Origin of the sequence: Thermopolyspora sp. NPDC052614 (assembly GCF_040678635.1) — a bacterium.
In the GTDB taxonomy this organism is placed as follows: Bacteria; Actinomycetota; Actinomycetes; order Streptosporangiales; family Streptosporangiaceae; genus Thermopolyspora.
Window position 1 is genome coordinate 48,529 of record NZ_JBFATZ010000009.1, and the last position, 14,412, is coordinate 62,940.

Below are 14,412 nucleotides of genomic sequence, written 5' to 3' on the forward strand. Positions count from 1 at the left end.
GAGGAGGTCCCGATGACGTCACTCGGTGACACCGAGGTCCGATTCGGGCCTCTGCCGACCGAGGAGTGGGGCAACGGGTCCGGTTCGATCACACGAGTCGTCGACGCCGCCACGGGGGAGAGCATCGGCAGCGTCATCCTCGCGACCGAGGCCGACGTGGAAGCCGCGGGCAGGATCGGCGCGGCCGTGCAGCCCTCGTGGGCCGCGACATCGTTCCGGAGCCGCATCGAGATCCTTCGCCGCGCGGAACGCGTACTCGAGGATGTACGCACGGTTCTTCGGCCGCTGATGATGCGGGAGACCGGCGCCCTGCGCGGCAAGGCGGATCACGAGATCGACAAGACGCTCGACGAGTTGCGGGCCGCGGCGAACCTGCCGGACCTGCCCTACGGCGAACTGCTTCCGCACGACGATTCCTCGGTGCTCAGCATGGCCCGACGGGTTCCCGTTGGCGTCGTCGGTGTCATCGCTCCATGGAACGCGCCGCTCATGCTCGCGATGCGCTCGATCGCCCCCGCCCTCGCCCTCGGAAACGCGGTCATCCTCAAACCCGACGTGAAGACGGCGCTCAGCGGTGGAGCCGTGATCGACTACATCTTCCGGGAAGCAGGGCTCCCGGATGGAGTGCTCCAGATCATCCCCGGCGGCCCCGATATCGGGGAGGCGCTCGTACGGTCCCCCCACACGGACATGATCTCCTTCACCGGATCCTCAGCCGCCGGCCGCCAGGTCGGCGAGGTCGCCGGGGGACTCCTCAAGCGCGTCGTACTCGAACTCGGCGGGAACAACGCGTTCATCGTGCTCGATGATGCGGACCTGGACGACGCACTCGTCCATGCGCAGCGCGGCACCTTCTCGCATCAGGGGCAGATCTGCATGGCCACCGGCAGGCACCTCGTACACGAATCGATCGCCGACGAGTACGTCAGGCGCCTGACCCGGTACGCGGAGTCGCTCCGCGTCGGCGACCCGACGAGCCCGGGCGTGACCATGGGGCCACTGATCGACGTCCGCCAGGCGAATCGGGTTCAGGCGGTGATCGACGAAGCGATCGCCGACGGAGCGATGGTGAAGACAGGCGGACGCCATGATGGGCCGTTCTTCGCACCGACCGTCCTCGACAACGTCGGCGAGGCGAACGCCGCCTTCCAGGCGGAGATATTCGGACCCGTGGCCGCCATCACGCGCTTCGCCACCGATGACGAGGCGATCCGGCTAGCGGGCGCTTCGTCATACGGGCTCTCGGCTGCGATACATACCAGGGATCTCGGCCGAGCCCTGAGGATCGCCGGTCGGCTTCGTACCGGGATGATCCACATCAACGGCCAGACCATCAACGATGCGGCCCATGTCCCCATGGGCGGGATGGGACAGTCCGGCAACGGGGGCCGCTACGGCGGCCACTGGAACCTGGACGAGTTCACCTACTGGCAGTGGGTGACGTCCCGCACGCCGCCCGGAAATCACTAGGTTCGAGCGTCCCAGGCGATCAGTCCGCCGAACAATGAGTCACCGAGGGCAGACCATGTCACAGATTCAGGCGGCCGGCAATATCGATGACTTCCGGCAAGCCGCCGGCCGGTTCGCGTCCGGAGTAACGGTCGTCACGACCCGCAGCGGCCGCCTTCTCTATGGTGTGACGGCGACGTCGTTCGTTTCGCTGTCACTCAACCCGCTGCTCGTGTCGGTGTCGATCAACGTCAAGAGCCCCATTCTTCCCCATGTCGCCAACAGCGGTGTGTTCGCGATCAACGTCTTGGCGCGCGAGCAGGAAGCCGTGTCCCGCTACTTCGCGACCCGCGGGCGCGGGCACTCGCTCGATCGGTTCGACCACCTCGACTCCCATGCCGAGGCCACGGGCGCGCCCATCATCGACGGATCACTGAGTTGGTTCGATTGCAGCGTGTACGAAACCCTCCAGGGCGGCGATCACGTGATTCTCGTAGGGGAGGTCGCTGCGGCGGGGGGCACCAGCGGCGAGCCGCTACTGTACTGGTCGGGCGGCTACCGGGAACTCGATCGCGGCAGCGAGGCCCAGGCGACGACGTCGGACGAGCAAGGTATCGAGCGGTTCGCCGACGCGCTTTCCGTGCAGCTGCACATGCAGGGCATGAGCGTGCAGGACCTGCTGGAAGCGCAGGTTGCCGTGGAGCCCGCCGCCGCGGCGCTCGCCGCGCGCGTGCGTGACGACGAGCAGATCCGGGAGCTGCAGGCTCTCGTCGACAGTGCTTCTCAATGCCACGAAGACCCCGAGAAGTTCAACCCGATCTCGCTGGAGTTCCACTCGCGTATCGGACTCGTCAGCGGAAATGCCGCGATCGCCGCGTGCGTGCGGGCGCTCTCGCGACCACGGCACGCGGTCTACTCCGCGCGGACGACCGCCGACCGGGCACGTCGAATCACGCAGAAGCATCAGGAGATCGTGAACGCCATCAGGGACGGTGATGAGGAGCAGGCACGCCGGCTCATGCTGGAGCACCTGGGGACGATCGCGCGCGGGATCGCCTGAACGTCAGGCCCCGAGTCAGCATTGGAAGGACCATGACCGCACCGCTTGACACCGACATCATCATCGTCGGCGGCGGCCCCGTGGGGCTGACCGCCGCAATGGACCTGAACAGCCGAGGCGTGAGGTCCCTCGTGATCGAGTCACGCCGCTACCTCGAGGCCCCGAACGTGAAGTGCAATCACGTGGCCTCGCGGACGATGGAGCGATTGCGTCGCCTCGGCGTCGCGGACCAGGTACGGGCGGCGGGACTTCCGTCCGACTATCCGCAGGACATCGCCTTCCGGACAACGATGACCGGGATCGAGTTCGGCCGCATCCCGATCCCCTCGACCGCGCGGCGCCGCTCCGACCCGGTGGGACCGGACGCGGACTGGGCGACCCCCGAGCCGCCGCACCGCGTGAACCAGAAGTACCTGGAACCGGTCCTCATGGCGCACGCCGCGGGCCTTCCGCTGGTGACGCTGCTCAACGAGACCCGCTACCTCGACTTCGAGCAGGACGAGCACGGGGTCTCGGCACGGATCGTGGATCGCGATGGCGTGGAGCGGACGGTCCGCGGCCGCTTCCTCATCGGTGCCGATGGGGGGCGCTCAGCGGTGCGGAAGAAGATCGGCGCGACGTTCCGTGGCGACCCGGTGCTGCAGCGCGTGCAGTCGACCTGCATCCGCGCGTCGGGCCTGTACGAACTGATGCCGGGAGAACGCGCGTGGGGCTACTACATCTTCAATCCGCGACGCAACGGGCACGTCTACGCCATCGACGGCAAGGGGACATTCCTCGTCCACAACTACCTGACGCCCGAGGAGGACGACGGCTCGGGGGTCGACCGCGACGCCGCGATCCGCACGATTCTCGGAGTCGACTCGTCGTTCGACTACGACGTGGTGTCGAAGGAGGATTGGATCGCGCGCCGTCTGGTCGCTGACCGTCTGAGAGACCGCCGCGCGTTCATCGCCGGAGACGCCGCCCATCTCTGGGTGCCATATGCCGGGTACGGCATGAACGCTGGCATCGCGGACGTGCTTAACCTTACGTGGGTACTCAGTGCATACATCGCAGGCTGGGGCGACGAGGGCATCCTGGATGCGTATGAAGCGGAACGCCTGCCAATCACCGACCAGGTCTCGCGGTTCGCCATGGCGCACCAACGCAAGATCGCGCAGAGCGACGTCCCGCTCGAGATCGAAGACACGACGGTGGCCGGGCAGGTCGCTCGCCGACGTCTCGGCGAGCAGGCGTACGCGCTGAACGTGCAGCAGTTCGCGGCGGCCGGCCTCAACTACGGCTACTCGTATTCGCGTTCGCCGATCATCGCCTATGACGGCGAGTCCGCCCCCGCGTACACGATGGGGTCCTACACACCCTCGACGGTCCCCGGCTGCCGCGCGCCGCACTTCTGGCTGGCGGACGGGACGTCTCTGTACGACGAACTCGGGAAGGGCTACACCGTGTTGAGCCTCGGCGACCCCGCAGAGCTTCGGGGTCTCCTCGATGCCGCGGACGCTGTCGGTGTTCCGCTGAAGGTGATCGACATCGATCGAGCGCTCGCACCGGCCACGTACCGGCACAACTACCTCATCGTGCGCGACGACCAGCACGTGGCCTGGCGTGGCGATACGGCGCCGAAGGATCCCGGGGCCCTCCTCGACCGCCTTCGCGGTCGGCTTCCGGCGCCCGTCAGCGGGGAGCCCGGCGACATCGTGGCGGTCGACGCCGTCGCGGCCGGCACGGCTTAGGCTCGCGCGATCGCCGGGCACCACCATGGCCATTGAGGGCAGGGTCGAGTTCGAGCCGGTGGACCGGTGCTGTTCAGCGTGACGGTGCTCGCGCTGATGCCGCCCGTCCTGTTCACGATCGAAGCGCCCGACGACGACCCCGCCCCGATGCCGCGAACCCGGTGCCGGACCAGTTCCGCGATTTCGCCGTCTATCGGCATGTCCACGGGTGTGGCATGCCGGTAGACGGCGAGATCTTTTTCGCCCTCGTCGATCGCAATGCTCGTCGGCGTGGTGCGGTGGGGCGGCGGGAGGACGGTCTTCCTCGCGCCGCTATGGTGCGCGCGGGTCAGTAGCCCGCCCTGGATGGAGCGGGCGGCTTGGGAATGAACGCACTGCTGAGCGCCTCCGAACCGCGCGCCAGCAGTGACACATCAGCACCGACCAGGATGAACGACGCGCCGGCGTCGAGGTAGTCGCGGGCGGTCTCCGGGTCGAAGGCGTTCACGCCGACAGGCTTGCCCGCCTTGCGTACTGCCTCGAAGGTGCGCCGCACGGCGGCGGTCACGTCCGGATGGGTCTGTCGGCCGAGCACGCCCATCGACGCGGCGAGGTCGGAGGGGCCGACGAAGACGCCGTCGACGCCGTCGACGGCCGCGATCTCGGCGGCCGCTTCGACGCCTTCGATCGTCTCGATCTGCACGAACAGCGCGACCAGCTCGTTCGCGCGCTCGAGATATCCGTCGATGCGGCTCCAGCGTGCGGCGCGGGCAAGCGCGCTGCCCACGCCGCGGACGCCGTCGGGCGGATAGCGTACAGCGCGCACCAGTTCGGCCGCCTGGACGGCGCTGTTCACCATGGGGATCAAAAGGTTCTGCGCGCCGAGGTCGAGCAGCTGCTTGATGATGACGGTGTCGCCCACGGGCGCGCGCACGAGCGGGGTGACCGGGTAGGCGGCGATGGCCTGCAGCTGGGCGAGCGTCGACTCGAGCCCATTGGGGGAGTGTTCGGTGTCCACGAGCAGCCAGTCCAGCCCCGAGCCGGCGCAGATCTCGGCGACGAGCGGGCTGCCCGAGCAGATCCACATGCCGATCTGGGCCCGATCTGAGGTGGCCAGGCGATCCCGGAACGTGGGTGTCGGTGTCAGGTGAAACGGCATGCGATCGTCCCCAATGCCCCGTAGTCGGCGAGGACCGTGTCGCCGGGGTGAACCCACATGGGCCGGGTGAACGATCCCGCGAGGATGATCTCGCCGGCCTCCAGGCGGGTGCCGTGCTGCGCGAGCTTGTTCGCGAGCCAGGCCACACCGTTCGCGGGATGATTCAGCACCGCCGCCGCGACGCCGGACTCCTCGATCGTCTCGTTGCGGTACAGCAGGGCCGAGACCCACCGCAGATCGACCTGGCCGATGGCGACGGGGTTGCCGCCGTAGACCATCGCGCCCATCGCCGCATTGTCGCTGATCGTGTCGACGATGGTGCGCCCCTGCAGCTCGATGCGCGAGCTGAGGATCTCCAGCGCCGGGACGACGTACTCGGTCGCGCGCAGCACGTCGAACAGGGTCACCTGGGGTCCTTCGAGCGGGTCGGCGAGCACGAAGGCGAGCTCGACCTCGATGCGCACGTTGGAGAACCGCCCGTGCTCGATGACCGCGCCGTTCTCATAAACCATGTCGGCGAAGATCGCGCCGTAGTCGGGCTCGCTGATTCCGGTCGCCGCCTGCATGACCTTCGAGGTGAGGCCGATCTTGCGGCCGACGGGCCTTCGGCCGGCGGCGATGCCGCGCTCGCGCCAGATGTTCTGCACGGCGTAGGAGTCCTCGATGGTCATGTCGGGGTGCCGCGCCGTGAGCAGCGGCACGGTCGTGCGCTCCTCCTCCGCGCGTCGCAGCTCGTCGGCGATCGCCGTGAGCGTGCCGGTGTCGAGCATCCGCGTCTCCTAGAGCTGATGGCCGAGCTTGTACTCGCCCTGCTTCCAGCTCGGTAGCTGATCGGCCGCATCATCGGGACGGGTGTAAGAGAAGCCGTCGGCGCCGATCGTGACGGCCATCTCGCTGTCATCCGTGCGGGCGATGATGGGCTGGGGGTTGCCGTCGAGGTCGAGCACGGCGGACGCCTCGGTGTACCAGCTGGGCACGACCGGGTTGCCCCACCAGTCGCGGCGCTGGTTATCGTGCACGTCCCACGTCACGGTGGGATTGTCGGGATCGCCGGTGTAGTAGTCCTGCGTGTAGATCTCCACGCGGTGGCCGTCGGGGTCGCGCAGGTACAGATAGAACGCGTTCGACACGCCGTGACGTCCGGGGCCGCGCTCGATCGCGTCGGAGCGGCGCAGGGCGCCGAGCTTGTCGCAGACCGCGAGGATGTTGTGCTTCTCGTGCGTCGCGAACGCGACGTGGTGCATCCGCGGGCCGTCGCCGCCGGTGAACGCGGCGTCGTGCACGGTCGGCTTGCGCCGCATCCACGCCGCGTAGACGGTGCCCGCTTCGTCCTGGATGTCCTCGGTGACGCGGAAGCCGAGATCCTTCATGTAGGCCACGGCGCGCGGCACGTCCGGGGTCACCTGGTTGAAGTGATCCAGGCGCACGAGCGCACCCGGGGTGTAGAGGTCGTAGCGCCAGGTGAGGCGCTCGACGTGCTGCACATCGTGGAAGAACTCGTACGGGAAGCCCAGCGGGTCTTCCACGCGCACGGAGTCGCCGATCCCCTTCACGAAGCCCTCCGCGCGGCGCTCCACGCGGCATCCCAGCTCGGTGTAGAACGCTACGGCCTTGTCGAGGTCCTCCGGCGTGCGCACCCGGAACGAGAACGCGGCGACCGCCGGGATCGGGCCCTTGCGCAGCACGAGGTTGTGGTGGATGAACTCCTCGAAGCTGCGCAGGTAGATGGTGTTCTCGTCCTCCGCGGTGACGACGAGGTCGAGCACGTCGACGTAGAACTCGCGGCTCGCGGCAAGGTCGGTGACGACCAGTTCCATGTACGCGCAGCGCACGATGTCGGGCGGCGGCACGGTCGGGGTGGGGATCGGGTTGCCGGCGTGCTGGTTGATGGTGTTCATGTTCCGCGTCCTTGCATGTGTGGTGTCGGATGCGTGCGGGGTGTGTCAGTGGGCCGGGTGTGTCAGTGGGCCGAGGTGGCGGCCTTGCCGAAAGTGGGGTTGTGGGGCTTGCCCAGCGAGACGTGCACCGCCTGCTGGTGGGTGTAGAAGTCGATCGAGCGGTAGCCGCCCTCGTGTCCGAGGCCGGAGGCCTTGACGCCGCCGAACGGGGTGCGCAGGTCGCGCTCGTTGTTCGAGTTGAGCCAGACCATGCCGGCCTCGATGCTCTGCGCGAAGTTGTGCGCCCGGGTCAGATCGGTGGTCCACACGTAGGCGGCGAGCCCGTACTTCACGCCGTTCGCCAGCGCGAGCGCCTCCTCGTCGGTGTCGAACGGCGTGATCGCCACGACCGGGCCGAAGATCTCCTCCTGGAAGATGCGCGCCTCCGGCCGCACGTCCGCGAACACGGTCGGGGCGACGTAGTTCCCGGTCGGGAACCCCTCGGGGCGCCCTCCGCCGGCGACGAGGCGACCCTCGGTCTTGCCGATCTCGATGTAGCGCATGACCTTCTCGTAGTGCTCGGGATGCACCAGCGCCCCGACCTCGGTCTTCGGGTCCTGCGGGTCGCCGACCACGACCCGCGACGCCTGCGCGGCGTACCGCTCGACGAACTCGTCGTAGATCTCGCGCTGCACCAAAATCCGGCTGCCCGCCGTGCAGCGCTCGCCGTTGAGCGAGAATACCCCGAAGATGGTGGCATCGATCGCCGTGGCGAGGTCGGCGTCGGCGAACACGATCGCGGGCGACTTGCCGCCGAGCTCCATCGAGAGCCCCTTCAGATAGGGGGCGGCGTTGCCGAAGATGATCTGCCCGGTGCGGCTCTCCCCGGTGAAGGAGATGAGCGGCACGTCCGGGTGCTTCACGAGCGCGTCACCGGCCTCCTCGCCGAGGCCGTTGACGAGGTTGAAGACGCCCTGCGGTAGCCCCGCCTCCTCGAAGATGCCCGCCCACAGCTGCGCCGACAGCGGCGTGAACTCGGCGGGCTTGAGCACGACGGTGTTCCCGGTCGCGAGCGCGGGGGCCAGCTTCCACGACTCGAGCATGAACGGCGTGTTCCACGGCGTGATGAGCCCCGCGACGCCGATCGGCTTGCGGTTGACATAGTTGATCTGACGGCCCGGCACCTTGAACGCGTCGTCAACCTGGGCGACGATCAGGTCGGCGAAGAAGCGGAAGTTCTCGGCCGCCCGGCGTGCCTGCCCGAGGGCCTGGGTGATCGGCAGTCCGGAGTCGAAGCTCTCCAACTCGGCGAGGCGGGCGTCGCGCGACTCGACGATGTCGGCGATGCGGTGCAGCACGCGGGAGCGGTCCCGGGCCCGCAGCCGAGGCCACGCGCCGTCGGTGAAGGCACGGCGGGCCGCCGCGACCGCCGCATCGACGTCCGCCTGCTTGCCGGCCGCCGCGCTCAGGTAAGGCTCGTTGGTGGCCGGGTCGAGCACCTCGAACGTCCCGCCGCCGACCGAGTCGACGAAGGCGCCGTCGATGTAGTGCCGGATGCTTGTGGGGAGACCTTCGGGCACGCGACGTGTTGCGGCGGTGACGAAGGTGTCGGTCATGTCGTGCCTCCGGAGGCAGGTGGAGTGGATGAGGATGCCGCAGAGGCGCTATCGGGATTCTTGGCGGCGATGAAGGCGTCCAGCGTCGCCCAGCGGTGGCGGCGGGCGGCCAGCTCGATCTCAAGCGGATCGGCACCCTCGGCGATGAGCCGCAGGATGTGTTTGTGCTCCTCCACGGAGTGGTGGGCGCGTCCGGGCACGAACGCGAACGTCGAGTCGCGGATCCCTGACAGGCGCGACCAACCGCGGTGGACCAGATCGAGGATGTGCGGATTGGGGCAGGGCCCGTACAGAATCGAGTGAAACTCCTGGTTGAGCGCGGTGAACGTGCGCGCGTCGAAGTAATCCAGCAGGGCGATCATGCGGTCGTTCACCGCCCGCGCCCGGTCAAGGTGCTCCCCCGTCAGCAGCGGTGCCGAGAGCGCGGTGGCGACCCCCTCGATGACCCCTAGGGTCTGCATCGTGTGGATGTACTCGGTCTCGTCGACCAGGGCGACCTGTGCGCCGACGTTGCGCTCGAAGGTGACGAGCCGCTCGGCTTCGAGACGGCGGATCGCCTCGCGCACGGGCACGACGCTCATCTGCAGGTGCTCGGCGATCGTGGCGAGCACGAGCCGGTAGCCAGGCCCGTACTCATGCCGCGCGATGCGCTCGCGGATCCACTCGTATGCCCGCTGCGACTTGCTCTGCCCTGCCCCGGGGCCGCCCGCGGGCGGGGTCGCCTGCACGTCCGTCATGCGGGCCCCGCATTCTTCGCGGCGTCATAGGCGGCCCGCCACTGCGCGTTCAGGGGGAACAGGCCCTCGACGGGGTGGCCCGCCGCAACCTGCTCCGCGATCCAGGCGTCCTCGTCCTCCTGCGCCAGCGCGGCATCGGCGACCTCCGCGGCGAGACCGGGCGGGATGACGATCACACCGTCGGAGTCGCCGACGATCACATCCCCCGGTTGCACGGTTGCGCCGCCGCAGGCGATCGTTACATCGACGTCCCACGGCACGTGCTTGCGCCCTAGGACGGCCGGGTGCGCGCCTTGGGCGAAGACCGGTAGCCCGGTCTTGATGACCGCGTCGACGTCGCGAACGCTGCCGTCGGTGACGACGCCGGCGGCGCCGCGGGCGCGGGCTCGGAGCGCGAGGATGTCGCCGAGCGTTCCCGACCCGGACTCGCCGCGGGCTTCGATGACGATGACCTCCCCGTCGCTGACGGTGTCGAATGCCCGCTTTTGGGCGTTGTAGCCGCCGCCGTGGCTGCGGAACAGATCCTCGCGGCCGGGCACGAACCGCAGCGTCTTCGCGGTGCCGACCAGCCGAGTCCCGGGACGCAGGGCGTGCACGCCCTCGATCGAGACGGCGTTGAGTCCCCGCTTGCGCAATTGTGCGGACAGGCCGGCGACGGGCACGCGCAGCAGCTTTTGCCGGAGCTCGTCGCTCAGGCCGTCAGGGGAGCCCGGGGCGGTGGTCTCCGGGGTCGTCGGCTCTGGCGGAAGCCCGGCCGCTTCCCGCGAGCCCCACGCCTCGGCGCGCTGCAGGTCGTTGACGGTCGGCTGGAAGCCGATGCCGGTGAACGGGGTCTTGCCTTGGAGCACGGTCGTGACGAGCCGCCCCGACGACGGCGTGTCCGGCGCCGTTGGGGCGTCTACCTCCACTTCCACCACGTCACCGGGAAGGACCACGCTCGACCCGGCCGGGGTACCGGTGAGGATCACGTCGCCCGTTTCGAGCGTGAAGTGCTGTGAGAGATCCGCGACGAACTGGGCGAGCGGGAAGATCAGCCCCGCCGTGGTGTCGTCCTGCACGAGTTCGCCGTTGACCCAGGTGCGCACCCGCAATGCACCCGGATCGATCGTCTGCGCATCGATGAGGGCCGGGCCCAGCGGCGTGAACCCGTCCCCGCCCTTCGAGCGGACGTTCGAGCCCTTGTCCGCTTCACGCAGGTCGTAGAGACCGAAGTCGTTCGCCGCGGTGACGGCGGCCACATGTTCCCAGGCGCGCTCCAGCGGCACCCATCGCGCCGGCTTGCCGATGACGAGGGCGATCTCGCCCTCGAACGCGAGCAGCTCGGTGCCGGCCGGGCGTTCGATCGTCCCGCCTGAGACGCCCACAGAACTCGCGGGCTTGAAGAAGTAGGACGGAGACGCGGGACGGCGTCCACGCTGATCCGCGCGTGATGCATAGCTCAGGTGCACCGCAACGATCTTGCCCGGCCGCTGCGGCACCGTCGTCATGTCGAAACCCATCCGCACTCTCCGTAGATCATATCTGAAATCATATACGATTACAGAGCGAATGCAAGGAAGGACCTTGAACCTACACCCGCCTGCCCGCGCACCCCTCGACGCCCGCACGGTTCGGCGTGCCCTGGATGGTGAACATCGGGCAGCGGCGTAGCCGGTCTCGGCCGGCGCCGCCGCGCCGTACCCGCGGCCCGCCCGCTCAGGCGGGGGTGTCGAACGGCGGCAGGTCCTCGATCTCCAGTACGACCAGCTGCCCGGGGGTGGGGTCGGCCAGCTCGGCGACCCGCTGGGCCTGCCGTTCGGTCATCTCCTGGAAGACCTGGCGGGCGAACCGGCCGTTGCCGAAGCCCACGTCGCGCGGCATCCGCTCGAACAGGCCGAGCAGCTTCTCGCGTGCCGGATCGCTCAGCTCGTAGCGGTGCTGCTGCGCCTGGTGTTCCACGATCGCGACGAGGTCCTCGGACGCGTAGTCCTGGAAGAGCAGGGTGCGGGTGAAGCGGGAGGCGAGGCCGGGGTTGGCGGCGAGGAAGCGGTCCATGTCGCCCGGGTAGCCCGCGGCGATCACCACGAGGTCGTCGCGGTGATCCTCCATCATCTTCACCAGCGTCGCGATCGCCTCCAGGCCGAAGTCGTTGCCGACGCCGACGGGCACGAGCGAGTACGCCTCGTCGATGAAGAGCACCCCGCCGAGGGCGCGGTTGACCGCGGCGGCCGTCTTCGGCCCGGTGTGGCCCACGTACTCGCCGACCAGGTCGCGGCGGTCGACCTCCACCAGGTGCCCGCTGCGCAGCAGCTTCAGCGCCGTCAGGATCCTGCCGTACAGGCGGGCCACCGTCGTCTTCCCCGTGCCCGGGTTGCCGGCGAAGATCAGGTGACGGCTGAGCGGCGGGGCGGGCAGCCCCGCCTCCTTGCGGCGTTGCACCGCCTGCATCAGCTTCACCAGCGAGCTGACGTCGTGCTTCACCCGCTCCAGGCCGACCAGGCCGTCGAGCTCTTCGAGCAGCTCTTCCAGGGTCTCCTGCGGCGGCTCCGGCGGCGCGTCCGACCGGCTCCCCGCCCCCTGCGGTGGTACGGCGGGCCCACCCGGCGAAGGCACCGGCGAAGCCGTCGGCGTACCGGCGTCAGCGGCCGGGGCCGGAGCGGGCGGCGTCGGCGAGCCCGTGGCGGGCGCCGTGTCGGAGCCGAAGGTGCAGTCGTCGAAGGTCGGGATGGCGCCGTCGTCGCGGCCCACGGCCTCCGCGCAGTCGCGGACCCCGCAGCGGCGGAACACGGGGTCGGACCCGGCGCCGATGTGCAGCGCGGGATACTCGGCCCGCACCACGTCGCAGGAGGTGAACACGCCGCCCGCGCCGTGCGCGACATAGATGCCGTTCTTGGCGGGCCGTTCCACGCGCAGCCCGGTCACGGTGGGCCGGGCGTCCGTCCACACCACGAGGCCACAGCCCGCGCTGTCCGCCACGCTGCCGCCCTCGATCCGCGCGTCCGCCCTGGTGTTCACCACCACGCCCGCCGCCCCCGACCGCACCACCCGGATGCCGTCGAGCACGGCGCCGCCGCCCTCGGCGACCTCCACGCCCACGTGGCCGGCGTTCGTCACCGTGCAGTGCACGATCTGGGCGGTCCGCGGCGAGGCGAGCAGCAACCCGCTGCCGGAGTCGGCCACCCGGCAGCCCACCACCGTCGCGGTCGCCTGCTCGGTGACCGCGATCCCGCTCATCGCGACACCCGAGATGCCGCAGTCGCTCATCTCCAGGCGGGTTGAGCCGGTCAGGTGTACGCCGTGCTCGGCGCCGCCCCGCACCCGGCAGTCCGACAGTACGGCGACCGCCGTACCGGACAGGTGGACCGAGCTGTAGCCGCAGCGGTCCAGGCGACAGTCGACCAGCTCAACGCGGGCGGCGTCGGCGGCGAGCAGGCCGTTCGCCGACGCCGCGATGATCGCGCAGTCCCGGGCGGCGAGGCGCCCGCCGTCGCGTACCGCCAGGCCGGTGACGGTGCCGGTGACGCGGCAGTCGACCAGCTCGGCCTGTGCGTTGCCGGTGACGTGCACCCCGGCCTCGCCGACCGTGTCCAGGCGGACGTCGTCCGCCGCCGCCTGGGAGCCGTCCTCCAGCAGCAGGCCGGACCGCCCCGGCCGGTGCAGGATGGATGAGGCGAGCCGGAGCCGGGCGTTGCCGCGCAGCCGGATGCCGGAGCCGGTGGTGCCGTCGAGGCGCAGCCGTACCACGTCGAGCTGGGCGGTGCCGGACAGCACGATGCCCGTGCCCTCGACCGCGGTGATCGCCACGTCCTCCACCCGGGCCCGGGCTTCGCCGGTCAGGTAGAGCGCGGCCTGGCGGGCGCCTTCGAGGACGCAGCCGCGCAGCAGCGCGGCCGTGACCACGTGCGGCGAGCCGCCGGGCTCGGTGAGATCGTCCCAGGTGGGGAAGTTCGGGCCGGTCTGTGCGGCGCGGGGGGCGTCGACCGCGCTCGGCCCGGCTCCGGTCCGCGTGTCGGCCGGTCCGATTCCGTTCGGGTGAGCCATCCAGCCGGGTCCGGCTTGGCCGGTCGCGTCCGGTGCGGGTGGTGCGGGTGGATCGGCTCCTGGCCGTCCTGGATCGGCGTGGTCGGCGGCGTGCATGTTGGCGGCCTCGCCGGCGTGGGCGCCGAGCTGGGCTGCCGCTTTCGATTGGTCCGTGATGCTCGGTGCGGTTCCGAGGGGTGCGGTCGCGACCGGGTCCGCTCCAGGCCACCCGCCTCCCGCTCGGTCGCCCTGCCGGTTCCCGTCGTCGTTGCCGTTGTGAACGGCATTGGGCGACGGCGGTCCGGTTCGGTCGTCCGGGTTCGGGTCGGCTCCGGCGGGGGTGGCCGTGCCGTACCGGGTGGCCGGGTCGGGGGTCGGGGCGGGCGGCGGGGTGCGATGGCCTTGGATCTCGATTCGGCCGCCGCTCACCGTGCAGGCGGTCATCATCAGGCCCGCGCCGGGGGCGACCTGCACCGCCGGGCCGTCCGGGTCCGAGCCGCGTACCAGCAGCCCGTGCACCACGCACTCCCGACCCGTCGTCACCAGCGCGGGACCGCCCTCCGCCGGGGCGGTGAGGGTGACGCTGCCGGGGCCGTCCGCCGGGGCGAGGGCGATCCGCCGGTCCAGCACCACGGTCTCGGCGTAGTGCCCGGCCGCGACCAGCACCATGTCCCCGGGTGCGGCGGCGCGCACCGCGTCCGCGATCCGGCGATGGGCGCCGCGCCCTTTGGGGGCGACGGTGAGGGTGCGGGCTTGCGGAGATGCCATTGTCTTCCTTGCTGCTGTGGGGTTCTCGGGGC

At 70.0% G+C, this 14,412-nt stretch carries 10 protein-coding genes; 3 read left to right on the top strand and 7 right to left on the bottom strand.

The window, feature by feature from the left end:
• Positions 1-12: 12 nt before the first annotated feature.
• Genes AB0K60_RS20390 through AB0K60_RS20400 form a run of 3 tightly spaced genes read left to right on the top strand, consistent with a single transcriptional unit; the run spans position 13 to position 4,245 of the window.
• Entirely contained in the window at positions 13-1,470 is a 1,458-nt protein-coding gene (locus AB0K60_RS20390) for an aldehyde dehydrogenase family protein (protein ID WP_364056940.1), read from the top strand.
• Positions 1,471-1,525: 55 nt separating this feature from the next.
• Positions 1,526-2,509, top strand: a complete 984-nt coding sequence (locus AB0K60_RS20395; protein WP_364056943.1) for a flavin reductase — start codon at positions 1,526-1,528, stop codon at positions 2,507-2,509.
• 32 nt (positions 2,510-2,541) lie between these two features.
• The gene (locus AB0K60_RS20400; RefSeq protein ID WP_364056946.1) at positions 2,542-4,245 is read left to right on the top strand and encodes an FAD-dependent oxidoreductase; all 1,704 of its coding nucleotides are present in this window, start codon (positions 2,542-2,544) and stop codon (positions 4,243-4,245) included.
• A 328-nt stretch (positions 4,246-4,573) separates the two neighbouring features.
• Here the strand turns inward: AB0K60_RS20400 and AB0K60_RS20405 are convergent, their stop codons facing one another.
• The 7 genes from AB0K60_RS20405 to AB0K60_RS20435 form a co-directional block, all read right to left on the bottom strand.
• A complete protein-coding gene (locus AB0K60_RS20405) occupies positions 4,574-5,383 on the bottom strand; it encodes an HpcH/HpaI aldolase/citrate lyase family protein (RefSeq protein WP_364056949.1) in 810 nt (269 codons plus the stop codon).
• Positions 5,368-6,153, bottom strand: coding sequence for a 2-oxo-hept-4-ene-1,7-dioate hydratase (gene hpaH / locus AB0K60_RS20410; RefSeq protein WP_364056952.1), 786 nt, complete (start codon positions 6,151-6,153; stop codon positions 5,368-5,370). The genes AB0K60_RS20405 and hpaH overlap by 16 nt, the downstream gene beginning before the upstream one ends.
• Positions 6,154-6,162: 9 nt before the next feature.
• Entirely contained in the window at positions 6,163-7,281 is a 1,119-nt protein-coding gene (gene hpaD, locus AB0K60_RS20415; RefSeq protein WP_364056955.1) for a 3,4-dihydroxyphenylacetate 2,3-dioxygenase, read from the bottom strand.
• A gap of 62 nt (positions 7,282-7,343) precedes the next feature.
• A complete protein-coding gene (gene hpaE / locus AB0K60_RS20420; protein WP_364056958.1) occupies positions 7,344-8,876 on the bottom strand; it encodes a 5-carboxymethyl-2-hydroxymuconate semialdehyde dehydrogenase in 1,533 nt (510 codons plus the stop codon).
• Positions 8,873-9,613, bottom strand: a complete 741-nt coding sequence (locus AB0K60_RS20425) for a GntR family transcriptional regulator (RefSeq protein ID WP_364056961.1) — start codon at positions 9,611-9,613, stop codon at positions 8,873-8,875. Before AB0K60_RS20425 ends, hpaE begins: the two co-directional genes overlap by 4 nt.
• Positions 9,610-11,112 (bottom strand): fumarylacetoacetate hydrolase family protein, encoded by a 1,503-nt coding sequence (locus AB0K60_RS20430; protein ID WP_364056964.1) that lies wholly within the window; start codon positions 11,110-11,112, stop codon positions 9,610-9,612. The genes AB0K60_RS20425 and AB0K60_RS20430 overlap by 4 nt, the downstream gene beginning before the upstream one ends.
• 196 nt (positions 11,113-11,308) lie before the next feature.
• On the bottom strand, positions 11,309-14,380 hold the full coding sequence (locus AB0K60_RS20435) for a right-handed parallel beta-helix repeat-containing protein (protein ID WP_364056967.1): 3,072 nt from the start codon (positions 14,378-14,380) through the stop codon (positions 11,309-11,311).
• Between the last annotated feature and the right edge of the window lie 32 nt (positions 14,381-14,412).

Coding starts and splice junctions, on each gene's coding strand:
- hpaD (WP_364056955.1), bottom strand. CDS start 7,281: ATGAACACCATCAACCAGCACGCCGGCAACCCGATCCCCACCCCGACC.
- hpaE (WP_364056958.1), bottom strand. CDS start 8,876: ATGACCGACACCTTCGTCACCGCCGCAACACGTCGCGTGCCCGAAGGT.
- AB0K60_RS20425 (WP_364056961.1), bottom strand. CDS start 9,613: ATGACGGACGTGCAGGCGACCCCGCCCGCGGGCGGCCCCGGGGCAGGG.
- AB0K60_RS20430 (WP_364056964.1), bottom strand. CDS start 11,112: ATGGGTTTCGACATGACGACGGTGCCGCAGCGGCCGGGCAAGATCGTT.
- hpaH (WP_364056952.1), bottom strand. CDS start 6,153: ATGCTCGACACCGGCACGCTCACGGCGATCGCCGACGAGCTGCGACGC.
- AB0K60_RS20400 (WP_364056946.1), top strand. CDS start 2,542: ATGACCGCACCGCTTGACACCGACATCATCATCGTCGGCGGCGGCCCC.
- AB0K60_RS20435 (WP_364056967.1), bottom strand. CDS start 14,380: ATGGCATCTCCGCAAGCCCGCACCCTCACCGTCGCCCCCAAAGGGCGC.
- AB0K60_RS20405 (WP_364056949.1), bottom strand. CDS start 5,383: ATGCCGTTTCACCTGACACCGACACCCACGTTCCGGGATCGCCTGGCC.
- AB0K60_RS20395 (WP_364056943.1), top strand. CDS start 1,526: ATGTCACAGATTCAGGCGGCCGGCAATATCGATGACTTCCGGCAAGCC.
- AB0K60_RS20390 (WP_364056940.1), top strand. CDS start 13: ATGACGTCACTCGGTGACACCGAGGTCCGATTCGGGCCTCTGCCGACC.